Below are 25607 nucleotides of genomic sequence, written 5' to 3'. Positions count from 1 at the left end.
AGAATCTAGATGCAAAATATAATGGAAATTTATAATGCCTATAGTATATACATAGTAGCAGCACTGATTTTACTTGTTATTATATTGTTTATAATTATAATAATTTATGGCAAATCAATTGATAGAGTTGAAGTGAGACTTAAAAAGCTCACAAGGGGTATAGATAATACCAATCTTGAAGAATTAATATCCTCATATATGGATAGAGTGGAAAAGACAACTGAGGAATCAGACGAAATAAAAAAATTATATTCTGATATACATGAAAAAGTTGATAAATGTTTGCAAAACATTTCAGTTTTACGGTTTAAAGCTTTTGAGAATGTTGGAAGTGATTTAAGTTTTTCAATAGCGATGCTTGATAATAATAAAGATGGTGTAGTTATTACAAGTATTTATGGAAGAAATGAGAGCACAACATATGCAAAACCAGTTGATAAAGGTATATCAAGATATGAGTTGTCTGTCGAAGAAAATACAGTATTAAATAATGCTATTGAAAAAATAGGATAAAATGAATATAAAAACCTCTCTATGGAAATAATATTCCAAGGGAGGTTTTTTATATGAAAATATGTGTTTCAGATGAACTTAGGTATGTAAGTGAGGAATTAAAGAAAAGAGGTTATACAATTGTAACTATAAATTCAAATAATGATTGTGATGCACTTATATGTGATTTGAAAAATGGAGGATTAAATCATATTGGTTGTGAAAATAGCATAAAAAAAGATGGTATGTTAATAATCGACATAGGTAGTAAAAGTATAGATGAAATAGAATATATACTAAAGAACAGACTTTATACATCAATTTTTTAACTTCTCATAGGTGAAAATTCTCATTCAAACAAGCTTTATAAATAAAAAAACAAAATAAAAAGTTAAATCATTAATATAAAATTCAAAGGATTAAATTAGATAGAGGAAATTTTTTTGAAATTTAGAGTTTTAATTATGGAGTGGTAGATTCCCTTTGAAATAATATCAGCCAGTTGCATAACAGTAAAAAGTCTTGTATTTTGCAGAACTATAAATTCTAATGTTCCAGAAATATTTACAACACCAGTAATACTTAAGTCACCAACAGGTGGAAGGAGTTTATGCATTGCTGCACCAGGGAAAAGAGGCTTACTTTCTATTATTATATTACCTACACTTTGACTACTACCTAGACAGGCATCTATAGCTATTATGTACGGATTATTGTATGTTTTTTTTATTTCATTTAGAGTGTTAGTTAAGTTTTTAGCATGTACAGGGGATTTTAGATTTCCATAGCAAAATATTTTATTTCTTAAAAGTAAAGTTAATTTATCGCCTACAAGAGGTCCTAAGGAATCACCAGTAGATCTATCTGTACCGATGCATAAAAATACAATTGGTCTGTCTTCTTTTAGTACTAATGAAAATTCTTCTGATAATATATCTGTAAGTATGAAAATAGATCTTGTTTCATTGGAATTAATTATTGTTTTATCAATCATAAAAAAACCTCCTTTTTTGTAATTTTCACCTAAAAGGAGGTTTTTTATACTATAATATTTCTATATTCTTAAGCATATTAAAAATTAGTACGTAGAACATACAGAATATTATGCCCATAACTCCACCAGCTTGTAGTCCAATAAATAATGCTGCTAATGCGGCAACAGGGTGTATACCCATGGTGGATGAAACAATTTTAGGTTCAATAATCTGCCTTATTATTGAAATTACAACATAGGCAATTACAAGACCTATTGCAGTAAAATAATTGCCCATTAAAAGGTAGATAAGTGCTGCAGGGAAATATATAATTGCTATGCCCACTATTGGTAAAAAATCACAAATAGCAGTTATTAAGGATAATAAAATTATATAATTAACCCCAAGTACTGAATAAGCAATTAGTGTTTCTACAAGAGTAATACCTATTATAATTAGTTCTGACAAAAAGTAATTAAAAAACATTTTCTTAACATGAGTAATTATATCAAGAATTTTATCACTTTTATCCGAAGGTAAAGAGTCTTTAAATTTATGTTTAGCATTAGAAAGATCTCTTGTAAAAAAGTAGGTGGAGATAAAAGTGAAGGTTATAACCATAACTACGTAAGGTATAGATGATACTAAATTCACTATATAAGTCATTAATTTTCCAGATATATCCAAAGTAGTACTTAATGTTTTTGTAACATAACTAGAAAGATTTTGCTCTATAGTATTTGCTATTGAAGGATCCAGGTTTTTATAAATTTTCTGTAAGCTATCTACTAAATTATTTACCTTTGGAGATGCTTGAACAACATATGTCTGAGCATTTTTAGCCAAAGTAATTCCTTCATTAGTTATAGAGGCGATTATAAATACCATAATGAAAATAATAGTCAAAGAAAAAATAGTTGTTGTAATAAGAGCAGCAATATAATTTTTTAACTTTAATTTTTTAATAAGTAAATTTGTTGGAATCTGAATTATAAATGCAAATAATAAAGCAAGTACAAATGGTAAGGTATAAGCAATGGTTTTAAAAAATATTACAAAACAAAATGTATAAATAACGGAAAAAATTATAGCTCTGTCAAGTTTAGCTAGAAATCTATCCAAATGAATTAAACCTCCTTACAGTATAAAATGTTTTTTAAATATGAGGTAGCAATAATAAATTAAAGTCAAAATACCGATAAATCCCCCAAATAATAAAAGCAAAACCAGTAAGAATTGTACCTAGCATTAAAAATGAAACTGTGTTTGTTGACTTTTCATGTGATAAAATATTAAATCCTTTGTAGGCTAGGAAATTTAATAGAGAAAACCATAAAATCATTCCTATAATTATAGAAATAATAAAAACAAAGTAGCCTACTTTACTTATATGATACCATGCTTTAAGTACAGTTCCACTCATTGCTAGCCATATTGATGGAGTCATTGGGTTAGATGCTGTTATCATGAAACCAGTGGCAAAGGATAATGAACTTATATTTGAATTTTTCATAAATCTAGAAAAAACAGTAGTATTACCCTTGTGGTTCCTAATTGAATTATACCCAATTAGGGACAATAATAAACCGGATATTATCCAGAATATTGCTTCTGTTTTTCTATTTCTGCTTAATATGTTTGCTAGGCCTGCATTTATTAACAGTAGATAAAATATATCAGCACTTACTGCACCTAATGAAACTTTAAGACCCTCCTTATAACCCATAGATGCGGTTCTTTTAACTGATTCAATTCCACTTGGACCAATAGGAATTGACATTATAAAGCCGGTAGCTATTCCTATAATTGTTGCTTTCATTAAGAGCATAAGCATGTTCATAAATATACCTCATTAATATTATTAAATTATATATCATTTAAGTGTGCAGTTATATATTCTATAAAAAGGCTATCAAAGCTAGAATATGGGTGCACAAACGTTAATACAAGGATATATGGTGTATTATACCATATATATTATTAACTTTATAAATAAATATTATTTATTTATAAAATGCGTAATACATGTATAAGTTAACTTTTGAAAACAAAGAATTTATGATATATTATAATAAAAATATTAAGGTGGTTGTAAAATGATAAATATGACGTCAATATTTACAGATTTGAGTGTTAAGCTAGATAAACTCAGTGGTGTAAATTTAAATATCAGTAAATTTTTTGATGATTGCTTTCAAATAGTAATAACCATTTTACTCATGTATGCTACCATAAAGATAGGTAGTAAAGTAATTGAAAAAACATTAAAAAAACAACATACAATGTTTTCCACAGATTTAAAAAAAGCAAAAACTCTTAGTGCAGTACTACAAAGTTTGCTTAAATATGTGGTGTATTTTTTTGGTATTATGACCATATTTGGAACTGTAAATCTTACATTAGCTAGTATTGGTGGTGTAACAATTGGACTTGCATCACAAAATTTAATTAAAGATGTTATAAATGGATTTTTCATACTTTTTGAAAATCAATATGTAGTAGGAGATCATGTAACAATTGAAGAGAAATCAGGTATGGTTGAAAGCATAGAATTAAGAGTTACAAAAGTAAGAGCATTTAACGGAGATTTATATATTATACCCAATGGTACAATTAAAGATGTAACTAATCATTCTAGAGGAAACATAAGTATTAGTGCCTTAATATGTATAGATTACAAGGAAGATATAGATAATGTTTTTAAAATAATAAATTTGGCATGTGATAATTTTTATAACCAAGCGAAAGATGAAGTAATTATGAAACCTGAAGTTTTTGGAATAACAGAATTTAAAGTCATTGGCATGAATATATCTGTTATTGGAAAGGTAAAACCATCAACTCAGGCTCATAATGAAGTTGATCTTAGAAGATTTATAATGTACGAATTAGAAAAAAACAACATAAAAATAGCCAGTAATAAAACAGATACAATAACGGAGGGGAAAAATGAATAAAATATTTAATTTGGGCGATATTGTAAAGATGAAAAAGCAACATCCATGTGGAGTAAATGCATGGGAAATAATAAGAAATGGAGCAGATATAAAAATAAAATGTACAGGTTGTGGAAGAATAGTTATGATACCAAGAAGCAAGTTTGAAAAGGATTTAAAGGAGATAATTCAAGCAAAACAAGAAGGTGTTGAGTAAAAAAAATTGATATTTTTTAATAATTATGATATAATTATTTTTTGTAATCCCTGCTATGTAAAATGCATAGCCATAGACCAAGGGGAGGAGGTGAATGTAAATGATAATGAGAAAGTATGAAACTCTATTCATATTGGAACCATCATTAGACGAAGAAGCTCTTAAAGCTGGCGTCGAAAAGTTCAAAGGTGTAATTGAAAATGGTGGTGGAACAATCGATAACGTTGATGATTGGGGCAAGAGAAAACTTGCATATGAAATAAAGAAAGTAAACGAAGGTTTTTATACATTGATAAATTTCACATCCGGTACTGAATTACCGAAAGAATTAGATCGTGTATTCAGAATTACTGATGGTGTTGTAAGACATATGATAATAAGAGAAGAAGAATAATTTAACGGTGGTGTTAAAATGAACAAAGTTGTTTTAATAGGCAGACTTACTAAGGACCCCGAGCTCAAGTTTACTCCGGGAAATGGAAATGCTGTTGCCACCTTTACTGTAGCAGTTGATAGAAGACTTCCAAATAAAGATGGTGTGAGAGAAGCAGATTTTGTTCCAATAGTAGTATGGGGCAAACAAGCTGAATCTACAGCTAACTACATGAGCAAAGGAAAGCTTATAGGAATTAGTGGTAGAATACAAACCAGAACTTATGATGCAAAAGATGGCACAAGAAGATATGTGACGGAAGTAGTTGCTGAAGAAGTGCAATTCCTTGAATGGGGAGGCAATAAAGCCTCTGCAGGAATGGATGAAAATCAATCTGATTCAATGAGAGATACAAATAGACCGAGTTCCGGTAGAGATATGAATAAATCAAGTATTGGTGAAGATATTACGCCAATAGACGATGGAGATATACCGTTCTAAATTTTTAGGTAAGGAGGAGAAAAAATGAGCAGAGATAATGGAAACGCAAGAGAAGGAAGAGACGCTAAAAAAGGTGCTCCAAGAGGAAGAAGAATGAAGAAGAAGATTTGTTCTTTCTGCATCGATAAAGCTGTCCACGTGGATTACAAAGATATTAATAAATTAAGAAAATATATCACAGAAAGAGGAAAGATTCTACCTAGAAGAATTTCTGGAAACTGTGCAAAACATCAAAGAATGTTAACTGAAGCTATTAAGAGAGCAAGAAACATAGCTTTACTACCATATACAACTGAGTAGTAGTAGCAATTTTAATAATTGTTATTAATATGTTTAGGAATGTAAAAAGACTTGTGTAAACAAATCCTTTTACATTCCTTTTTTTTATTGATTTTTTAGGTTCTATCCGAAAAATCTTCTATAACTTGTCACTCTTAACTTTTAACCGTTTCATTTGGGTTCCCAGCCACATAAAACATTTTTTTCGGTACAGTTTTTTGCCTCTTTTTTTGAAAGTTGTTTTCTAGATGGATTTTGAGCTACGCCAGGTCCTTTATTCTCATATTCATAAAATCTTGAAGTCTCAGGCATAAACCAAATTAGATCACCCTTTTTATCCCTGCCCTGCATCTTCTCCCAACCGTTTATAGTAATGTGTGAGAACATAGTGCAATTCATATATATAACGCTACCTACAGCGTTTGGGTCTGCCTCCCGAGTACCATTAGGAAATGAGGTTGTAGGGTGCCATGGCCTTCCTAAAGAGACAGTGTGATCAGTGATTTTATTGTGTCCTTTTTTTATAGTGCATTTGTAAAAAACAAATCCATATTTATTTAATATATTTGTACTTGCAGCAGTTATATAACCATTATTAGTATTACTACCCATATCTAAAGACACTATGTCGCATTTGTTAAAAAAAGCTTGACCAGCACCAAAGATAAAATCAATACATCCAGCGATGTAGCAGTTTGTGAAGTATAAAGTACCGGAATTAGCATATAACGTGTCTTGATATCCGGTAATTATGCAATCTTTAATGTAGGCGCGATTACAGCCATTATCAAAGCTAAGTGCAACTGCTTGTGGATTTGCCAGTTTTGTTTGATCATTATCAGGTTTAGATTTATTTTTAAGGTAATCAAAGGCATTTTCAAAAGTTAAATTTTCTGCTTTAAAATTTTCCGCAATAACAGAGACACTTGCGCTACCGAAAGTTCCATAAGTTGTTCCATCCGGTTTTAGCATTGAATTTGCTGCGGCGAAGGTGATTTTTGTTTTACTCATGTTTTGGCCAATAAGAGTTATATTTGGCTTATCCACTGTTATTTTTTCATTATATCGTCCGGATTTTATGAATATTATATATTCAGTTTTTGATGATTTTGGAGCTTTTGATAAAGCTTCTGTAATGGTTTTATAAGTTTCAATTCCGTTGAGTTTTGTTCCATCAGATCCTTTAAAATTAATATCAACTACAGTATTGTAAGATATAATTGTTGAATTTTTCATTTAAATCCCCCCATAATATAGAACATATATAAGTTGCAAAAAAGATTTTAACTATATGGAAACGTTAACAGCAATATACAATATTAGTATAATAAACACTAGCATAAAAATCAATATAAATACTCAAAAGGTATAAATATGTTTTCATGTTAAAATATATAATTAAAATTCATGTAAAATTCTATGTTATGATTGCATATTTGTGGTAGAGGAATATAATAAACTATAAGGCAGATTAGTTAAAAATCATAAAAGATAAATTTATATAAAATAGGAGTGGTTTATTCAATGGAAAGTGGCCCGAAATTTTGTTCTATAAAAATAAAAAAGAATAGTATCAAAGGGGTGTACTGAAAACATAAGTAAATCATTTTAGTGCATTCTTCTGATACAAGGGGGATGTACTATGGAAATGAATGGTTTTTATTTAAGTAGGATCCTTGGAGGTAAAGTTTTTACAAAAGACAGCAAATTTTTTGGAAAAATAAAAGACATTGGCGTTGTAAATAAACTAAAGAATCCAATAGTTAAGGCTGTAAAAGTAAAAACTTCAAAAGGGATTATAAATTTTAAATGGCAAGACATCTTTGTAAAAAAACAAGATGGTCAATATATAATGATTATCAATAAAATTGAAGATATTAATTTGGAGCATGTGGTATTTTTGGCACAACATGTATTAGACAAACAAATAATTGATGTAAACGGTAGAAAAGTAGTTAGAGTAAATGATATAAGATTATTAAACTACGGTACAAATATTTTTGTAGTTGCTGCTGATATTGGAACAGAAGGAATTCTTAGAAGAATGGGAATTGCAAAGCCAATGGTTAGATTGGGTTTCAAATTATCAAGTAAGCTCATATTATGGAATGATGTAGAGACAATTTTCAGATCAAATGAAAATATTATGCTCTCAAAGACTTATAATAAAGTATGGATTCTTAACCCATCAGACTTAGCAGATGTCTTTCAAAAAACCACGGATTATGGAGTTTAAAACAGAAACATAAGACTAAAAAAATTATTTTTTTTAGATAATAAGGGCTAGGAATATAAAGGTGAAAGTTATGCTATTTGATATAAATTTACATGGTAAGGCACCAGCGTATATACAGATAAAAAACTATTTTAAAGATATGATACTAAAGGGAATGCTTTTAAAGGGTGAAAAATTACCATCAACTAGGGAACTTGCTGGGATTATTAAGGTAAGCAGAAATACTATAATAACAGCATACGAGTTTTTAGAAGATGAAGGTTTAATATACATTAAAAAAGGTCAAGGTGCTTTTGTAGACCATATACATGTTACCAATTTACAAAAATGGAGTTTGACTTGGGAAGACCAAATAGCAGATTATGCTAGAAACTCAGAAAAATTAGATATAATGAAACATGAAATTTTATATAAAAAAGGTATGATTTCATTTAAAAGTATAGCCCCTGATGAAAATTTGTTTAATATTGAGGATTTTAAAAGAGCATTTTTAAACCGTATTGCCCTAGAGGGAAGCAAACTTTTGAATTACGGTTATGCAATAGGTTATAAGCCTCTTATTGAATACCTCATGCAGTATATGGAAAGCAAAGGAATTAATACATCAGAAAAAAAGATTTTGGTGACAAATGGGTTCACTGAAGGGATGGATATAATTTTAGCATCAATTACTAGGCCTGGAGATAATGTAATTACAGAAAATCCAACCCACAATACAGTAATAAAGCTTATGAGGCTTCATGGCTTAAATATAATTGGCATAGATATGGATAAAGATGGTATGAAAATTGACGTGCTTAGAGAAAAACTTAAGGAGAACAGAGTTCAACTTTGTTATTTGATTCCTTCATATCATAATCCAACTAGCATTGTTACATCATCTCAAAAAAGAGTAGAGATATACAATATTTTAAAGGAATTTAAGGTTCCAATTATAGAAGATGGCTTTAATGAAGAACTTAGATATACAGGATCACATATAGCACCAATTGCAGCACTTCAAGGGGAAGGAAATAGTGTAGTCTATGTGGGGAGTTTTTCAAAAATACTTTTCCCTGGACTTAGAATAGGTTGGATATTGGCAGATGAAAAGCTTATATCTATATTAGAGAGTGTAAAAAGAAGTAGAAACATACATACATCTTTTTTAGATCAGGCTGTGCTATATGAATATCTAAAAGAAGGTAACTTAGAAAGGTATATTAAATCCATAAGAAAAGAATACAAAAATAAGTATGAATTTGCGCTAAAGTGTGCAGAAAAATACATAGCATACAGTTCTATATATGGCGAAGGTGGAATGCATATATTTATAAAATTAAAAGGAATAGATGCTAGAGCGGTTTTAAAAGAATGTGTTTACAAAAATGTAATATTTACTCCAGGTGATATTTTTTATGTAGATGGTGGTGGTAAAAACACGCTGAGGCTTGGAATTTCAAGGAATTCCTTAGAAGAAATAGAAAATGGATTTAAAATTATCGGAGAAGTAATAAACGGTTTACATAAACTACCATTGCACAATAATGGTGAAATTGACTATAATGAAAAAAGGTTATAAAAAAATTAGGTGGGATATTAATGAAAAAAGGATTTATAATAATTGTTACAATAGCTATTGGAGCATCTTTAGCAGGTTGCAGTTCATTAACGACTAGTACTAGTGCCGGTAATAAAAAAGCTCAAACAAAACAGATTGCTAATGTAAATGATACTGAGTTGCTAAAACCTATTGATGACAAAGTTAAAGCAATAAATAATAAAAATATTAATGATTATCTTTCATCTTATATAAGTGGGACAACTACTTACAATGTACAGAAAACAACAGAGACCAAGTATTTAAAGGATTACACTGTAAAGGCTAATGTAACAGATAAGCAGGTTATTAATAAGGACAAGAGTACTGCACAGGTTCAGTATATAATAAGTACTTCCAAATTAAAGGGACCAGCATTTCTTGACAGTAAAGCCCTTTATGTAAGTAATTTAAAAATGGTAAACGGAAAGTGGAAAATAGACAGTGAAAGTGTACTTAAAAATGAATTTGGCAATGATGTGTTTAACAGTGTGAATGATAATATAATAGCATTAAATAAAAGGGATATAAATGCATATATGGCAACCATTGACGGAACAGATACAACTGTATATAGTAAATTTAAAGATGATCAATTGGATCAGTTTGATAAATATAATTTAACGTATACCCTAGAATCAGCAGATATTATTGGGTCGGTTGACGATAAAGACACTGCAGTTAAGGTTGTTGAAACTATTGTTAAAAATGGAAGTTCAGATTATCAGAACAATAGAACAACTGAAATGATTCAGTTAAAAAAAGTACAAGGCTTATGGAAAATATATAAGGTTGAAACTAAGAAGACGGAAAACATCAATTAAAATAGTTACAAGTGACAGGTTCAGGAAGATTTTCGGCTAGGCCGAAAATGAATACAATAGGAAGCAGGTAGATTTGTTTACACAAACCTACCTGCTTCTTATTGTATTAGAACAAGGTAAATTAAAAGATTTCGTCTTTTAATTTGTCACTTAACAAATGTTAATACTATTTAAAAATTCGCCAACTAGCATATCATAATCTTTCATGTTTTTTAAGTATGACTGAACGTGGTCAGCATTTGGAGCAATGTACAGCTTTTTAATCCCACGTTTTTTTGCGTTATGTAAGTCTATACTCATTTTATGTGGAATATAATTATCTTTTTCTCCGTGAATAAAGAACATAGGAGTTTCAACATCTGCTATATCTTTAATAGGTGAAATTTCATCATAAAACACATTGGTAGTTAGTTTATATAACAAGCTTGATATTGGTATTAGTGGAAACGCAGGAAGATGGTAATCAGCTTTTATACGTACTTTAAACAATTCAGTAAGATCTGAATATGGACAATCAGCTATATAAAAAGCTATTCGTTTGTCGATGCGAGAGTTTTGAAGAATAGTAGCGGCACCCATAGATTCGCCAAGGATACCAACAATGGAATCTTGTCCACATTTTTCAAATACCCAATCGGCTACATTTTTTAAATCAAATTTTTCGAAGTAGCCATAACTACAGTTTGGACCACCACTTTTCCCATGAAATCTATGATCATAGATAACTACATTAAAACCTCGTTTTATGAATATATCCATATATTTCATAGAGGCAAATAAAGAATCTGTAATGCCATGACAAAGAATTATAGTCTTTTTTGAATTATTATTTGGGAAAAATACTGTGTGAAGCTTGTATCCATAATTTGATTTCAAATAAAATTCTTCATTTTTTAGAGTATTTATGAAATTGTCTTTTATTGCACCTAATTCCTTCTGTAGTCTAAAGGTCGCATCATAAGCACGTATTTGTGGGAAAAGTACTATTCTAGATAGGTATATGGAAGGTATAAATAAGAGCAAAACTATTATAAGTATTGTAATAACAATTAAAATCAAAATGTCACCTCCTTGCTATTAAAACTATTTTATATTACTATTAAAATTATATCTTAAAAACAACTTAAAGTCTTTATGAACCAGTTTTAAATTTTTATATGAATGTGGTGGTTGCATAAACCTATAAAAATAACTAAAATAGATATAAAGGGTTTAAGGGGATGAGAGTTTTTTATGAAGCAGGAAGATTTTAAGATAATGTCAAATATTAAAATTATAGAGGAGTTAAAGGCAAATATAATATGTATTATAGGTGATTTATATAAACTTTTTGCCAAGGGAAGTAATGTAGCGCAAAATTCTATATTAGAATGTATTTCCGGGGCAATAATATTATTGTATGTTTTAGGTGGTAGAATAGGTTATACTCATGTAGAAATTGATGATGAGATGAAAAAAAAATTGAAATTGGGTATAATTGAAGAAGATGACATTGAAAAAGACGGAAGAGATTTAAGTAAGTTGTATAGTCACTTAAAAGAAAGAAATTAATTTGTGGCATAAAGTAGGAGGAAAAAATGCAAAATAAAATAAATAGTACTAAAGCAATGGTTGAGTCTGGAATAATGGCAGCAGTATTAGTGGTAATAATGCTTTCATCAAATTACATTCCTGGACTTGATATAGTAGCATACGTCATATTGCCAACAATCATTGCTTTGATTTATGTTAAAAATGGATTTAAATATGCACTTTGTTCTTCGATTATTGCATTAATTCTTGGATTTGCTTTGATAAATATAGTTACAACTGTATTATATGGGGCAGTTTTGATTTTTGTTGGTTTAACTTTAGGTTACTTCATAAAAAATAAAAAGAAGCCAGTTAATACTATTATATTTTCCAGCATAGGTTTTGTAGTTGTTGAGGCAATAGATTTTTTTATATTACCTTTGTTGTTATTCCCTGATGGATTTATTGGTTTAACTAATAGACTTGTAAATACCGTTAATGAGTCATTAAAAACAGTTAAAGACATGTACATAGCGGCAGGTATAAGTAAGGCACAGATAGATCAATTGATTCCTTCAACCTTTTCACTTTCAAATACCAAGGTATATGAAATTATAACTCCACTTATAATTATAATGGCTTTTATACTTGCTTTTATAAATTATAAAATAACTGAAATGATATTTAAAAGAATGAGAATTGAAATGGAAGAGAGAAAAACCTTTACATCTTTTTATGTTCCCAATTTATTGTTAGCCTTTTTAATAATTATTGTTTGCATAGGGCTTATGCTACAACATTTTAATATACCTATTGGAGAATATGTATTTATTTTTTCTTGGGAAATCTTTCAGTTCATATTGATTCTTGATGCCATAGCATATATAGCGTATTTACTGAGACGTAGATTTAACATGGCAAAACCTCTGTGTGTTTTAATAATAATATTATTAATGATATTTCTTAACAGTTGGTTTGTTATAATAGGTGTTGTAGATAGCACATTCGATTTGAGAAAGCTTGATTCTAATAGAATTAAAAAGGATTAGGTGAATAATATGGAAAACAAATATAATTATATGTCTCCAAGCAATTTATTATATATGTTAATAATTGGAGCATTGGTATTAACACTTTTATTTTACAGTCATTTTGTAGTTGGTATTATATTTTTATTGTTTTTGCTAGGATTAATAGTATACAATATAAAATACAATAAGATTAGGAAGGATGAATGGAAAAAATTTATCCTGGATTTTTCATCTAAGATGGATTCTGCTACAAGAAATACATTAGTTAAACTTCCATTTCCACTCATTATTATAGGAGATACGGGAAATATACTTTGGTATAATAAAAATCTTTCATTGATAATAGAGTACAAAGATATTCTTGGAATGAAGATAGATGACGTAATAAATAAAATAAATGTTAAAGATATATTAGAGGAAGATAAAAATTATTACAGGTTTATAAAAATTGGGAAAAAGTTTTATGATGTACATATAAGTATTGTAAATACTACAGAGAGTAAAAGTAGTAAAAGTAGTAAAGACAGCATGATTCTTTTATATTTTTATGATGTAAGTGATAAATATGAACTTTTAAATCAAATTGAAAATATAAAAGAATCTGTTATGCTTATTGAGGTGGATAATTTAGATGAAGTAGTAAAAAGTACTCCAGAAGATAAAAAACCACTTTTGGTTGCAGAAATTGATAGAAATATTAATAGTTATGCTCAAAGTATAAATGCTATGTTTAAAAAATATTTATCCGGTAAATATGTATTAGTAATTCAAAATAAAAATTTACAAAAGGAAATTGAAAAAAAATTTGCAATATTAGATACTATGCGAGAAATTAATGTTGGAAACACTTTAGCTGTAACCCTTAGTATTGGTACTGGAAAAGGGGGAGAAACCCCTATTGAAAATTATAATTTTGCAGTATCAGCCAAGGAGCTCGCACTTGGTAGGGGTGGAGATCAGTCAGTTGTTAAGAAAAAGGATAAACTTTTGTTTTACGGTGGTAATGCTAAAGAAGTTGAAAAGAGGACTAAAGTTCGGGCAAGAATAATAGCTCAATCTTTAGTTGACCTTGTAAAAGAAAGTAGCAACATAATTATAATGGGACATAGCAATCCAGACGTAGATTGTTTTGGTGGAGCAATTGGTATATATAGCTCAATAAGACTGTTTAATGATGAGAGCTACATATTAGTTGATAAAGTAAGTGATAATGTAAAAGGAATACTGGATAAATTCAAAAATGACGTAGATTATAAAAACAGCTTTAAAAATATAAAGGAAAGTGAAGACATAGTTGATGAAAATAGTCTTCTTATATTGGTGGATGTAAATAGTAAAAGCTACGTTCAGAGTCCAAATCTTTTAAGTAAATTCAAGAGGGTTGTGATTATAGATCATCATAGAAAATCTCCTGATTTAGTTGAGGATGCAATACTTAGTTATATTGAGCCATATGCATCATCTACTGCAGAACTTGTAGCAGAAATGGTTCAATATATGAATGAAAAATACAAGATGAAGCCAATAGAAGCAGAAGCACTACTTGCAGGCATATGTGTGGACACTAAAAATTTCTATTTTAAAACAGGGGTAAGAACTTTTGAAGCAGCAGCATATCTTAGAAAACAAGGTGCAGATACAATTGATGTTAAAAAGCTTTTTTCCAGTGATTTAAATAGTTATATTAAAAAAGCAGAAATTATAAAATCAGCAGAGATAATTGAAAAAAATGTTGCTATTGCAATATGCCCAATTGAAATTCAAGATAATATATTGGCCGCTCAAGCAGCAGATGAGCTTCTAAATATTAGTGGCATTGAAGCCTCGTTTGTATTAGTTAGGATAAAAAATGAAATTTTAATAAGTGGAAGATCCTTCGGTGATATAAATGTTCAACTTATAATGGAGTCACTAGGTGGCGGAGGGCATATGACAATGGCAGGAGCAAAGATAGAAATTACATCTAAAAACAAGGGTTTAAGTGATAATAAAACTCAAATGGACGATGTAGTAATAAAATTAAAAAAATTAATTACAAAGTACGTAAAGGAAGGGGAATAGATATGAAAGTTATACTTTTAAAGGATATAAAGGGCGTAGGGAAAAAAAGTGAGGTTATAAATGCATCAGATGGTTATGCTAGGAATTTTTTGTTTCCTAAAAAATTTGCTGAAGAAGCCAATGATTCCAATTTGCATATACTAAACAGAAAAACTGAGGCAACTAGAAGAAAAAAACTTGATGAAACTGAAGCAGCACAAGGTTTAGCAGATTCACTTAAAGGAAAACAAGTAAAAATAGCCGCAAAAGCAGGAGAAGCTGGTAGATTGTTTGGAGCTATAACAAGTAAAGACATTTCAGCTGAAATTAAAAAACAATTTCAAATTGATATAGACAAGAAAAAAATAATTACAGATGCTATAAGACAACTAGGGAATCATGAAGTTGAACTTAAAATTTATCCAGAAGTATCCACTAAGATAAATGTATTTGTAGTAGAGCAGTAGAGAGGAGAATAAATTTGAAACTACAATTTGATTCAGATAAAAAAGGTAATAATGATGATAACAAATATATACCCTTAGATATTAAGGTTGACATACTATTTAACACGGTGAAAAATGTATTTGATCAAGGAACTATTAAATCAAAAGTAGTAAAATACAAACTGCAAAAATTTATGAAAAGTGATGATGTTTATAAAAGAATATATGCACTGAATAAAATAGTTTGTGATAGTGAATCAATTGATATAATACCAACTGAAAAAAATGCAGACCAAGTAATTGAGGATACAAATAAATTTTTAGTTGATTATATCGCAAGAGAATATGTTGAAAATAAACTTCAAAGTGATGTTGAGCAGGCTTTGATGGAAAAACAAGATAAATACATTGAAGAAGTAAAACTTGGAATTATCAAGAAGAAAAAAGGCGTTGAAAATGCTAAAACAATGCAAAAGCTAAAACACTTAGAAGATTTAGATGCAAATAAACTTACAAAAAGCATACAGTCACTATTAAGACCAGATTCTTTCCAAGAGATTATAGGACAAGAGAGAGCAATTAAAGCAATTTTATCAAAAATTGCATCACCTTATCCTCAGCATATTATATTATACGGACCTCCTGGTGTTGGTAAAACAACAGCGGCAAGAATAGCACTTAATGAATCAAAAAAACTAAAATATACTCCTTTTGGAGAAGATTCTAAATTTGTTGAAGTTGATGGTGCTACATTAAGATGGGATCCAAGAGAAATTACAAATCCCCTTTTAGGATCTGTTCATGACCCAATTTATCAAGGAAGTAAGAGAGATCTAGCTGAGGGTGGAATACCAGAGCCAAAAACTGGGCTTGTTACTGAAGCACATGGAGGAGTTCTATTTATTGATGAAATAGGTGAACTTGACAATATACTTCAAAATAAATTATTAAAGGTTTTAGAAGATAAAAGGGTTGAATTTTCATCTTCTTATTATGATCCTGACGATGAAAATATACCAAAGTATATAAAATATCTGTTCGAAAAGGGAGCACCAGCAGATTTTGTTTTAATCGGTGCAACTACAAGACAGCCTTCTGAAATAAACTCTGCACTTAGATCAAGATGTACAGAAGTTTATTTTGAACCACTTTCCGCAAAGGATATACAAATTATAGTTGAAAATGCTAGTGAAAAGCTGAATGCTAAATTGGGAGCAGGAGTCAGTGAACTAATTAGTAGATATACTATTGAAGGAAGAAGAGCAATAAATATTTTAGCAGATATATACGGGTTTGTTTTATATAAGAAAGGGATAGATCCAAAGGATAAAGTTACTATTACTGTTAAAGAAGCAGAAGAAGTAATAGGAATTAGCAGACTTGTACCCTATGAGAGTATAGATAAAAAAGATAACTATGAAGTAGGGCATGTCTATGGACTTGGAGTTAGTGGGTTCATAGGTTCAACTATTGAAATAGAGGCAGCTGTTTTTGAAGCTAAACAAAAAGGTAGAGGAACATTAAGATTTAATGACACTGCTGGAAGTATGGCTAAGGATTCAGTATTTAATGCTGCATCTGTAATAAGGAATATAACAGACAAAGACATAAAGGACTATGATATACATGTAAACTTTGTTGGTGGTGGTAAGATAGATGGACCATCAGCAGGAGCTGCTATAACAGTCTGCATTATAAGTGCTCTTTTAGATAGACCATTAAGACAAGACATCGCAATAACAGGAGAAATATCTTTAAAAGGTAAAATAAAGCCTGTTGGTGGAATATTTGAAAAAGTATATGGAGCAAGAAGAAAACAAATAAAACTAATTACTGTTCCTAAGGAAAATTTAAAAGAAGTTCCAAAAGGATTGAAAGACATTGAAATAAAGTCCGTTGACAATATAAAAGAGTTAATGGATATAGTTCTTAAGGAAGATTCAAAAAATTAAGGAAGCTTAGGGAAAATAGCTAGCAAACATGCTAGTCTATTTTCCCTAAGGTGCCTAATATTTAGATACACATAGGAGAGATTATAAATGGATGCACCTCTTAGGAGTTTACCACAAAATATAGAAGCAGAGCAGTCAGTTATTGGTTCCATGATTCTAGATAAGAACTCAGTAGCTGAGGCATCAGAAGTTTTAAGGGGTGAAGACTTTTATAGGGAGAATCACAAATTGATTTTTGCTGCAATAATGGAGCTTTATCAAAAAGATATGCCTGTAGATATGATAACCCTAATAGATCATTTAAGGTCAACAGACAAAATTGACGGAGCAGGTGGAATTACGTATATTACGGAACTATGTAATTCAGTACCATCCACTGTAAATTTACATTCATATATTGAAATAGTAAAAAACAAAGCAGTGCTTAGAAAGCTTATTAAATCTTCTAATGAGATTATTGATGAAAGTTACAGCCTACAAGACAATGTGCCAAAGGTACTTGATAGTGCTGAAAAAAAGATCTTTGATATTGCTCAGAATAAATCAACTAATGATTTTGAAGCCTTGAGTACAGTACTTGAAAGAGGTTTTTCTGAAATTGAGAGATTATATAATAATAAGGGTGAAGTTTCAGGTGTTCCTTCAGGTTTTCCTGAACTTGATGCAAAAACCTCTGGTTTTCAAAAAGGTGATATGATTCTTGTGGCAGCGAGACCATCTATGGGAAAAACTACTTTTGCTTTGAATTTAGCAGAATTTGCAGCTTTAAGACATGCAAAAAGTATAGTTATATTTTCACTGGAAATGTCAAAAGAACAACTTGCCTATAAGCTTTTATGTTCAGAAGCAAATGTAGATATGCTAAAACTTAGAACTGGAAATCTTGAAGACAGTGACTGGGATAACATAGCAAAAGCTTCAGGACCACTTGCAGAAGCAAAGATTTATATTGATGATACAGCAGGAATATCCGTAATGGAAATGCGTTCTAAATGCAGAAGAATTAAAATAGAACACGGCATAGATATGATAGTAATAGATTATCTTCAGCTTATGTCAGGTTCTGGAGAAAGCAGACAGCAGGAAGTTTCAGAAATTTCAAGATCTATAAAAGCACTAGCAAAAGAAATGCAATGTCCAATAATAGCACTTTCCCAGCTTTCACGTGCGCCTGAACAGAGAACAGACCATAGACCAATGCTTTCTGACCTTAGAGAATCAGGATCTATTGAGCAGGATGCTGATATAGTTATGTTTCTATATAGAGACGAATACTATGATAAGGAAACAGAAGATAAAAATGTGGCTGAGTGTATTATTTCAAAACAAAGAAACGGCCCAACTGGAACAGTTAAACTTGCTTGGCTTGGGCAGTTTAGTAAATTTGCTAGACTTGATGTTATCCACAGAGAAGAATAAAAACTTATCCACTTTGTGTATAAAAAATCATGTTCAAATATAATTAACATGTGGATAAGTTTTTATTTTTGTAATTTTAAAACAATCCACAGGAGTGGACAGTTTTAAAAAACAGTGACAAGTTACAAGGTAATGAGGATTTTTCCGCCTAAGCAGAAAAATCAAAAAAATGGAAATGGTATAGATTTTATTAGATCTATACCATTTCCATTTTTTTTCACCATTGTAATTTTTAATTAATCTGAGAAATTTTCTAATTAATTAATATCAATTTTTTTTCGTTGAATTCCTTTTTCTTTTTTTGGAAGAGTTATTTTAAGTACACCATCAGTAAAGGAAGCATCAACAGTATTTTCATCAATATTATCTATATAAAAACTTCTCTTAAATTCTCCGTAAGTTCTCTCACGTCTTACAAAATTATTATCATTGTTTTCACTTGTTTCATCTCGTTTTGCAGAGATAGTTAAATAATTATTGTCGTATTCAAGTGAAATGTCTTCCTTTTTAATTCCAGGTAAATCCGCTTCTATTGTATAATTGTTTTCATCTTCTTTAAGATCTACGCTAAAATTACCGCTACCTGTAAGCATTGGTGAAAAAAAATCATCCCTTAAAAAATCGCTGAATAAATCATCTAGGCCAAACCCTTTTTTTGCTAGTACATTGTTTTTTCTAAATGGAACCATATCAAACATAAAAAAACCTCCTCAATACTTTTATATTATTAATTTTGTCTAGGAAAGTTATTAGTGGCTTTCCTTGACTACACCTATATAATACAACTAAGGTCAAAGAAAGTCAAAGTCTATAAAATTTAGATTTTAAGAGAAAATAAAAGAAATAAATAGATATTTTAATATAAATGATTTATTTATAATTATTTACAGAATATGCGGGATATTTTATAAAATTAGAGGGATTAGCTAGATGTATAAAATAATGTGTATATAAATATTTAGAGTGCTGGTCAGAACAATTAAACATAGAATTTGTAATCATACAAAAATAATTTTATTAAAAAAGTCATATTAAAGGACTATGGCAATATATGTAGAAACTTATATATAGGACTATAAATAAAGGGGACTTTAAAAATGTATAGTAAAGAAAAAATCTATGAAAAAACATGGTTTATGTGGGCTACATTGATTTTATTTGCTCCAGTTGGTATTTTTCTTATGTGGAAATATAAAAGGTTAAATAAAGTTCCTAGAATAATAATTTCATGTGTATTTGCAATTTGTTTTGTAGCATTTTATGGGAATCAATTAAATACGTATAATACTGTAAGCAGTACGCAAACCCAGGCGAATGAGCAGACAGTAACAAATAAAAAATTGGCAGCCGATAAAGTGGCAGCAAAGAAAGTAGCAGCAGATAAAGTTGCAGCGGATAAAATAGCGGCGGATAAAGTAGCAGCAGATAAAGCAGTGGCAGATAAAGCAGCAGCAGATAAAGCAGCAGCAGATAAAGCAGTGGCAGATAAAGCAGTAGCGGATAAAGTAGCAGCAGATAAAGCAGCAGCGGACAAAGCAGTAGCAGATAAAGCAGCGGCAGATAAAGTAGCAGAAAGTAGTTCAGCAACTGCTCAAAGCCAAAATAATGAGTACACTGTGTATATAACAAAAACGGGTGATAAATATCATAGAGCTGGATGTAGGTACTTAAGTAAAAGCCAAATAGCAATATCAAAATCTGATGCTATAGGTAGTGGATATTCGCCTTGTAGTGTTTGTAATCCATGAACGTACAGAAATAGAAAAGTCATGAGGTGTAAAAATTTTTTTTCCACCTTTTTACTGTAAATTATAAAACCAAGAAAAAATAACCCAAACAAGTTGAATGTTTATAGTAGAGCGATTACAAACATTGACTAAAAGTGTACAATTGATTATTATTATATAGGTGGGTATTTAATATTCAATTATATACTTTTGATAAAAATACGATATGATGCTAATAAAACTTAACTTTTAACAAAAAATATGCTTCCGTAGCACAGCTGGTAGTGCAACTGATTCGTAATCAGTAGGTCGAGTGTTCAAATCACTTCGGGAGCACCAAGACAAAGCTTGTAGCCTCAATGGTTACAGGTTTTTATTGTTTTTTGTAAAATGGGTTGCAAATGGGTTCCAATGATATAAAAAACCACTGAAGTTTAAGTTAATTTACAACAAAAAAACAAGGTTATTTCTAGCCTTGTTTTTTAACCTCTTTATTTTTATTAAATAAATTTTCTAGTTTATCAGCTGTAGTAGCAGTAATATTCGTCTTTCCTGCAGTGACTCCCTTTAAAGTTCCATTCACAAAAACCATTTCAATTGTTAGATTATGAAATGTCAAATAAATCAACATATTTATGTGGAGAATTTACTGATTTAGAAAACTCTATTCTATGTCACTTGTATAAGCTGGATAAGCGCATGAAAAAAGAACACTAAAGAACACAATGCCTATCAATAGTTTTTTATCATTTTTTCTCACTTAAAACATCTTCTTGAAACTTATCATATTTGGTTACTCACCATGTATGTCATTTCTTTAAGATTGTGGATACCATCATGAGTAGTACCAGGATAGCGTACAGACATCTCACCAGGTTTTGTTACTATGCTTACACCAATTTGCGTCATCTTTTCTATGAAATTTTCATCATTCCCACTATACCCCATAGTCTGTAAATAATCTTTTAAATTTTCATCTATATATTCACAAACTTTATCCTTACTTTCATAAGGACAAATTAACACAAATCTGTTAAAGCATCTATTTATATCCTCTTGATCTGGGAAGCTTTCTTCTAAAAGAACAGTATAATCTGCATTAAACGAAGAATAAAGCTTTACTTTTTCACCTTTATTTATTCCATATTTAAGTAAACAATATTGCCTATCTTGTATTGTTTTTATAGAACTCCATGCATTCAAATATGCCTTCGGAAATACTTGACTTAAAAAATTTAGTGCTTTAGACAATTTTACAGCAAACTGGTTAACATCTAAATTTTTGTTTACAAATATTATCCTAGGAGACAAGCAAGCTTTTTGCTCCCACAAAACAATATCTCTGGCAACATTTTTTGCAACAATATTCCCATCATCTACCTTTTCTATAACCTCAAAGCTTATCTTTGCTCCATGCATTACTAAATGTGTCCCATATTTTGCACATAACTCTGCCATAATCTTACCTGAATGTTCTCCACCCCAGTGTACTATGCAATCACTCTGTTTTGCTACAGTTTCATATATATTTTTATTACTGCTATCAAAATAAACTACTGAAAGTCTATCTTTTATGCTTTCATCTATTTCACATAAACTTTTGTAAAACATATACGCAAAATACGGTTCATCTGCAGAAACTTTTACAAGATTGCAATTTTTTGATAACAATCCCATAGATATGCTTGTAGGTATGACCACAAAGGCATTTCCAGAGACATTATGAAACAAAATCCCTCTAGGCTGTCTGTGCACCTTTCCAAAGCTTGTCCCAACCCATTCATCCATTATTTTCAAATCACCAATTTCTTCTGATATGGTTTTTACAATATTTTCTCTAAGCAACATTTTCATAGATCCTTGTAATTCATAAGATACTAATTCATAACTTTGATTTGTAATCTTTGAAAGCATTTCAATATGTCTATTTGAATATTCTTTATTAAGCCAAAGCTTTGCACACTTATCTAAAATATCTATGGTCTTCTCAGTAGCTATATCATGAGCCTTTATTTTATTTTCCTTAAGTTTTTTAATCTCACTTTCTATTTCTTTTTCATTTGAAATCAAAAGCAACTTCTTGTAATAATCTATTTCTTTCTCTACTGATACATTTTTAGTATCATATTCAACATTCATATCTTTTCGATCTCCTTTATATCCAGTGTAGCTCCACAGCCCTTAGCTTCTGCGCCTTTAACTCTACCAATAATTTTTATTGTCATAGCCTCAGTTCCACATTCTGGACACCTTTTTTCTGAAACTATTTCTGCCATATCATCTACTATTACAGATGCTCCTGCAAAAGATGAAGTCCCATATGCATTAAGCATTTCAATGAAGCCTCTTTCACCTTCATTATGAAGTGGTTCTAATGTTTTTATGTCTCTTATAATAATTCTGCCCCAGCTTGGCACATGAAAAAGATAGTTTTTATATTCTTTAGAATAGTGTCCATTTATAGGAAAAGTATTTTCTGTAAATGAATAAGAATCAATAAAATTTTCTTCAGGTATGCCAAGAAAATTAGAAATTTCTTCTACAAATTTTGATCTTTCTATTTTAGTCCCTAAATTCACATTTCCTTTTTTGCCATCCCAACCTCCTCCACAAGTTTGTACCGTACAACTCTGACCAAGTTCAAATGGTTCCATTTTATCTTTTAAACTTTCTACTGCATTATAAAGTAACAAAGTTGAACCTCTTAAAGATACACGTTGATTTTTCTTATTGTGTTCATTCAAAAACTCTACAAATTGTTCCATGTTAATGGAAAATTCACCTTTATACGGATACAATAAAAAATTAGTGTTTTTACTAAATGGGAATATTCTAAGCATATTTCCTATAAATGATTCGGTAGGTTTATCCAATATTTGGATACTTTTGTGTTTCATCATAACTTCTGGTTCCGGATAAAAAACACAATTATACTGATTTGATGAATCTAAAGTCCTTTGTTCAAGTTGAATAAATTTTTTTATTTGTAAAATATCCTCCTTGGTTCTTCCAACAATACTTGGATCACCGCTTGTACTACTTGATGTTGTCCATTTTTCCAAATTTTTGGGTTCTGTTCTAAGTAGATTTCTATACATATTAGCCGATTTTTTAAAGAGAGTTGTTGTAATAAACGGTACATTCTCTATGTCTTTCTCCACTTTTAATTCTTTAATTGGATCATAGTTTTGACTATTACACAATAGTTTATAAGCATCACACTCATCATACTGCCCAATTACATTAGTTCTAAAATCCTGAAAAAAATTATACTCTTCCATATTATCCCTCCTATTTATAACTCACTTTTCGCACATAAGAATTAAGATGAAAGCCTGTAAAATAAGCACATAAGGCAAAATGAAATTTCAATTTTTCTATAAATAAATTTTAATTGGCGTAAGTTCTTATTTTTGTTATCTTCATCTATAGTGAAAGGTATCCTTATACCACTTGCATTTACTCTCCTTTCTTCAGCTAATGAAAAAACAGATTATGCTCTGAAAATCAAAGCATGGTTGAGAGAAAGAATGGAACTAAAATCCATATGAATGCTATTTTAAAGTCGCCTGCGGAAATGCTTAAATTGGAAATACAAGCTGTAGAATATGGAATTCCAGCTTTATATGTTCTATTTGAAAGTTGGGTTCACTTATCATAAAATTATCATACAAATTTGTTCTTTAAAACTTAATACTGTTGTTCTGGTTATGCCAAAGGTTTATTACAATCATAATTGTAAATTTGTAAATCTTAAGACACTTTATGCTTCTGTAAGAAAAAAACGAGGTAAATCTAAAAGGCTATCATCTGCAATTGTAGTAACTGGCAATTATGAAAATAGTAACGAAGTTAGTGCAAAAACAGTATTTGTGAGAGATAGAAATCATAGTAGACAGTGGTTAGCTCTTATTTCTACAAATATATCGCTATCTGATGATGAGATTATCAGAATTTATAGTAACTGTTGGCCTATAGAAGTTTTCTTTAAAATGAGTAAATCATTCTTAAATTTTGTCAAAGAGATCTAATGCTATTCTTATGATTCCGTAATTTCTAACACATCTATAGTTTATACAAGATACATTATGTTGTCTTTAGAAAACCTTAACAACAAAAATTTACGCACCATTGTGGATTATGTTAGCAATGTTGTGACGAACTTCAAGATATTCAATTCTATGAAGCTTTACAACTTATAATTAAAATGATTTAAAGAAAAATTTAACACTTTCAAAGGAGACTATTGATTCTATAATTCATAATCTTATTCAGTCTCTGCCTTGCTATATTAAAAAAACTAACCTTTTTCTCCTGCGAAAGTTAAGTTATAAGATTATTATAGTACTAATATGTAAATTTGTAAATTTATGTTTAAAAATAAATTCCAATTTTCATGTGGCAATTCATTATTTACTATATTTATTTCAATATCACCTATAATTCTTATTGAGATTTTAGTCATGTACACTACCTATTAACCTTTAAAAACAATTGACTAAAGATTTTCAACCAATATTGGAGAAGCTGAACATCTTTAGTCCCATCTTAAGCTTGCCCAATTAAATGGTATTTTCCCAAATAGAACACTTACTTAAAAATAGTAGGTGTCTTATATTTTATTGATATTAGAATTAAATAATGTGCCCATAACTTAAGATATAAGCGAGTAATTGCACAATAGAAAACAAAACACGTGTACAAGGATTTAAATGAGTTTAAGAGGTATATGGTCTAATTTCATAAAGCAGTGACTTATATTATAAGGAATTGAGGTAAGGGTAAACGTTAGTTAGTTAGTTAGTTAGTTAGTTAGTTAGTTAGTCAATGAATTGATTTCATATCTGATTATTTGATTTAAAAATTATGGTATAGCTCCCCGCCCTAAGCCACAATCATTTTGCTTTTTTTAAGACCGTTGGTAATCATTCAAATAACACATGGAATGCCCTATAGGGGGTGTAGTCCAAGGAGAGGTAAAGGTAGGTGATTTTAATGAAAGATGGTAGCAAAAGTGTTGATATATCAAAAGGTGAAAGGATTTTGGGAGAGATAAAAAAACTCAATAA

At 29.9% G+C, this 25607-nt stretch carries 26 protein-coding genes, 1 tRNA gene and 1 pseudogene; 19 read left to right on the top strand and 9 right to left on the bottom strand.

What is annotated here, in order from left to right; all coding sequences use genetic code 11:
• The first annotated feature begins 9 nt into the window (after positions 1–9).
• Positions 10–513, top strand: a complete 504-nt coding sequence (locus BR66_RS0113415) for a DUF4446 family protein (RefSeq protein ID WP_026883390.1) — start codon at positions 10–12, stop codon at positions 511–513.
• Positions 514–566: 53 nt separating this feature from the next.
• Positions 567–821: a YkuS family protein gene (locus BR66_RS0113410; protein WP_026883389.1), complete on the top strand. Its 255-nt coding sequence runs from the start codon at positions 567–569 to the stop codon at positions 819–821.
• A 95-nt stretch (positions 822–916) separates the two neighbouring features.
• Here BR66_RS0113410 and yyaC read toward each other — a convergent pair whose 3' ends face one another.
• Genes yyaC through BR66_RS0113395 form a run of 3 tightly spaced genes read right to left on the bottom strand, consistent with a single transcriptional unit; the run spans position 917 to position 3306 of the window.
• Positions 917–1486: a spore protease YyaC gene (gene yyaC / locus BR66_RS0113405; RefSeq protein ID WP_026883388.1), complete on the bottom strand. Its 570-nt coding sequence runs from the start codon at positions 1484–1486 to the stop codon at positions 917–919.
• A 49-nt stretch (positions 1487–1535) separates the two neighbouring features.
• Entirely contained in the window at positions 1536–2588 is a 1053-nt protein-coding gene (gene ytvI / locus BR66_RS0113400) for a sporulation integral membrane protein YtvI (RefSeq protein WP_026883387.1), read from the bottom strand.
• A gap of 34 nt (positions 2589–2622) precedes the next feature.
• The gene (locus BR66_RS0113395; protein ID WP_026883386.1) at positions 2623–3306 is read right to left on the bottom strand and encodes a LysE family translocator; all 684 of its coding nucleotides are present in this window, start codon (positions 3304–3306) and stop codon (positions 2623–2625) included.
• Positions 3307–3562: 256 nt separating this feature from the next.
• On the opposite strand from BR66_RS0113395, the gene BR66_RS0113390 reads away from it, so the two are divergent.
• The 5 genes and pseudogenes from BR66_RS0113390 to rpsR all read left to right on the top strand — a co-directional run bounded on the left by BR66_RS0113390 (position 3563) and on the right by rpsR (position 5793).
• Positions 3563–4423, top strand: a complete 861-nt coding sequence (locus BR66_RS0113390; RefSeq protein ID WP_026883385.1) for a mechanosensitive ion channel family protein — start codon at positions 3563–3565, stop codon at positions 4421–4423.
• Positions 4416–4619, top strand: coding sequence for a DUF951 domain-containing protein (locus tag BR66_RS0113385; RefSeq protein ID WP_026883384.1), 204 nt, complete (start codon positions 4416–4418; stop codon positions 4617–4619). Before BR66_RS0113390 ends, BR66_RS0113385 begins: the two co-directional genes overlap by 8 nt.
• Positions 4620–4725: 106 nt before the next feature.
• Positions 4726–5013 (top strand): 30S ribosomal protein S6, encoded by a 288-nt coding sequence (gene rpsF / locus BR66_RS0113380; RefSeq protein ID WP_026883383.1) that lies wholly within the window; start codon positions 4726–4728, stop codon positions 5011–5013.
• Positions 5014–5031: 18 nt separating this feature from the next.
• Positions 5032–5430: pseudogene (locus tag BR66_RS0113375) on the top strand (single-stranded DNA-binding protein); the annotation flags it as partial.
• Between the two features lie 87 nt (positions 5431–5517).
• The gene (gene rpsR / locus BR66_RS0113370) at positions 5518–5793 is read left to right on the top strand and encodes a 30S ribosomal protein S18 (protein WP_026883381.1); all 276 of its coding nucleotides are present in this window, start codon (positions 5518–5520) and stop codon (positions 5791–5793) included.
• A 150-nt stretch (positions 5794–5943) separates the two neighbouring features.
• Here the strand turns inward: rpsR and BR66_RS23875 are convergent, their stop codons facing one another.
• Positions 5944–7008, bottom strand: coding sequence for a pectinesterase family protein (locus tag BR66_RS23875; protein ID WP_051624241.1), 1065 nt, complete (start codon positions 7006–7008; stop codon positions 5944–5946).
• 406 nt (positions 7009–7414) lie between these two features.
• Here BR66_RS23875 and BR66_RS23870 point away from each other — a divergent pair, with 406 nt between their 5' ends.
• The 3 genes from BR66_RS23870 to BR66_RS0113350 all read left to right on the top strand — a co-directional run bounded on the left by BR66_RS23870 (position 7415) and on the right by BR66_RS0113350 (position 10411).
• On the top strand, positions 7415–8008 hold the full coding sequence (locus BR66_RS23870) for a hypothetical protein (protein WP_051624240.1): 594 nt from the start codon (positions 7415–7417) through the stop codon (positions 8006–8008).
• A 70-nt stretch (positions 8009–8078) separates the two neighbouring features.
• Positions 8079–9569 carry a MocR-like pyridoxine biosynthesis transcription factor PdxR gene (pdxR, locus tag BR66_RS23865; RefSeq protein WP_084156519.1) on the top strand — a complete coding sequence of 497 codons (1491 nt, stop codon included), beginning with the start codon at positions 8079–8081 and terminating at the stop codon, positions 9567–9569.
• A gap of 20 nt (positions 9570–9589) precedes the next feature.
• Positions 9590–10411 carry a hypothetical protein gene (locus BR66_RS0113350; RefSeq protein ID WP_026883380.1) on the top strand — a complete coding sequence of 274 codons (822 nt, stop codon included), beginning with the start codon at positions 9590–9592 and terminating at the stop codon, positions 10409–10411.
• 150 nt (positions 10412–10561) lie between these two features.
• Here BR66_RS0113350 and BR66_RS0113345 read toward each other — a convergent pair whose 3' ends face one another.
• A complete protein-coding gene (locus tag BR66_RS0113345; protein ID WP_242841161.1) occupies positions 10562–11470 on the bottom strand; it encodes an alpha/beta hydrolase in 909 nt (302 codons plus the stop codon).
• 174 nt (positions 11471–11644) lie between these two features.
• On the opposite strand from BR66_RS0113345, the gene BR66_RS0113340 reads away from it, so the two are divergent.
• From BR66_RS0113340 to BR66_RS0113315, 6 genes are all read left to right on the top strand, one after another.
• Entirely contained in the window at positions 11645–11962 is a 318-nt protein-coding gene (locus tag BR66_RS0113340) for a MazG-like family protein (RefSeq protein WP_026883378.1), read from the top strand.
• Positions 11963–11988: 26 nt separating this feature from the next.
• Entirely contained in the window at positions 11989–12972 is a 984-nt protein-coding gene (locus tag BR66_RS0113335; protein WP_026883377.1) for a DUF2232 domain-containing protein, read from the top strand.
• A 9-nt stretch (positions 12973–12981) separates the two neighbouring features.
• Positions 12982–15015: a DHH family phosphoesterase gene (locus BR66_RS0113330; RefSeq protein ID WP_026883376.1), complete on the top strand. Its 2034-nt coding sequence runs from the start codon at positions 12982–12984 to the stop codon at positions 15013–15015.
• A gap of 2 nt (positions 15016–15017) precedes the next feature.
• Positions 15018–15461, top strand: a complete 444-nt coding sequence (rplI, locus tag BR66_RS0113325; protein ID WP_026883375.1) for a 50S ribosomal protein L9 — start codon at positions 15018–15020, stop codon at positions 15459–15461.
• Positions 15462–15475: 14 nt separating this feature from the next.
• Positions 15476–17392, top strand: a complete 1917-nt coding sequence (lonC, locus tag BR66_RS0113320; RefSeq protein WP_026883374.1) for a Lon family ATP-dependent protease — start codon at positions 15476–15478, stop codon at positions 17390–17392.
• A gap of 87 nt (positions 17393–17479) precedes the next feature.
• Positions 17480–18811 carry a replicative DNA helicase gene (locus BR66_RS0113315; protein WP_026883373.1) on the top strand — a complete coding sequence of 444 codons (1332 nt, stop codon included), beginning with the start codon at positions 17480–17482 and terminating at the stop codon, positions 18809–18811.
• A 257-nt stretch (positions 18812–19068) separates the two neighbouring features.
• Here BR66_RS0113315 and hsp18 read toward each other — a convergent pair whose 3' ends face one another.
• Positions 19069–19509: a heat shock protein Hsp18 gene (gene hsp18, locus BR66_RS0113310; protein ID WP_026883372.1), complete on the bottom strand. Its 441-nt coding sequence runs from the start codon at positions 19507–19509 to the stop codon at positions 19069–19071.
• A gap of 399 nt (positions 19510–19908) precedes the next feature.
• Between hsp18 and BR66_RS24875 the strand changes: the two genes are divergently transcribed.
• Together BR66_RS24875 and BR66_RS0113300 are read left to right on the top strand one after the other, a co-directional pair.
• Positions 19909–20559, top strand: a complete 651-nt coding sequence (locus BR66_RS24875) for a histone H1-like repetitive region-containing protein (protein ID WP_026883371.1) — start codon at positions 19909–19911, stop codon at positions 20557–20559.
• Between the two features lie 242 nt (positions 20560–20801).
• Positions 20802–20877: transfer RNA gene (locus BR66_RS0113300), tRNA-Thr, on the top strand.
• A 130-nt stretch (positions 20878–21007) separates the two neighbouring features.
• On the opposite strand, the gene BR66_RS26255 is transcribed toward BR66_RS0113300, so the two are convergent.
• The 3 genes from BR66_RS26255 to BR66_RS0113285 form a co-directional block, all read right to left on the bottom strand.
• On the bottom strand, positions 21008–21157 hold the full coding sequence (locus BR66_RS26255; protein WP_207641262.1) for a hypothetical protein: 150 nt from the start codon (positions 21155–21157) through the stop codon (positions 21008–21010).
• Between the two features lie 164 nt (positions 21158–21321).
• Positions 21322–22677 (bottom strand): acyl-CoA reductase, encoded by a 1356-nt coding sequence (locus tag BR66_RS0113290; protein ID WP_026883370.1) that lies wholly within the window; start codon positions 22675–22677, stop codon positions 21322–21324.
• Positions 22674–23819, bottom strand: coding sequence for a LuxE/PaaK family acyltransferase (locus BR66_RS0113285; RefSeq protein WP_026883369.1), 1146 nt, complete (start codon positions 23817–23819; stop codon positions 22674–22676). Before BR66_RS0113285 ends, BR66_RS0113290 begins: the two co-directional genes overlap by 4 nt.
• A 429-nt stretch (positions 23820–24248) precedes the next feature.
• Here BR66_RS0113285 and BR66_RS24870 point away from each other — a divergent pair, with 429 nt between their 5' ends.
• Positions 24249–24569 carry a hypothetical protein gene (locus BR66_RS24870; protein WP_156946290.1) on the top strand — a complete coding sequence of 107 codons (321 nt, stop codon included), beginning with the start codon at positions 24249–24251 and terminating at the stop codon, positions 24567–24569.
• Positions 24570–25607 lie beyond the last annotated feature (1038 nt).

The sequence above is a fragment of the Clostridium akagii DSM 12554 genome (genome assembly GCF_000686725.1).
Classification (GTDB): Bacteria; Bacillota; Clostridia; order Clostridiales; family Clostridiaceae; genus Clostridium_I; species Clostridium_I akagii.
This window is presented reverse-complemented; position numbering and strand designations above follow the sequence as displayed.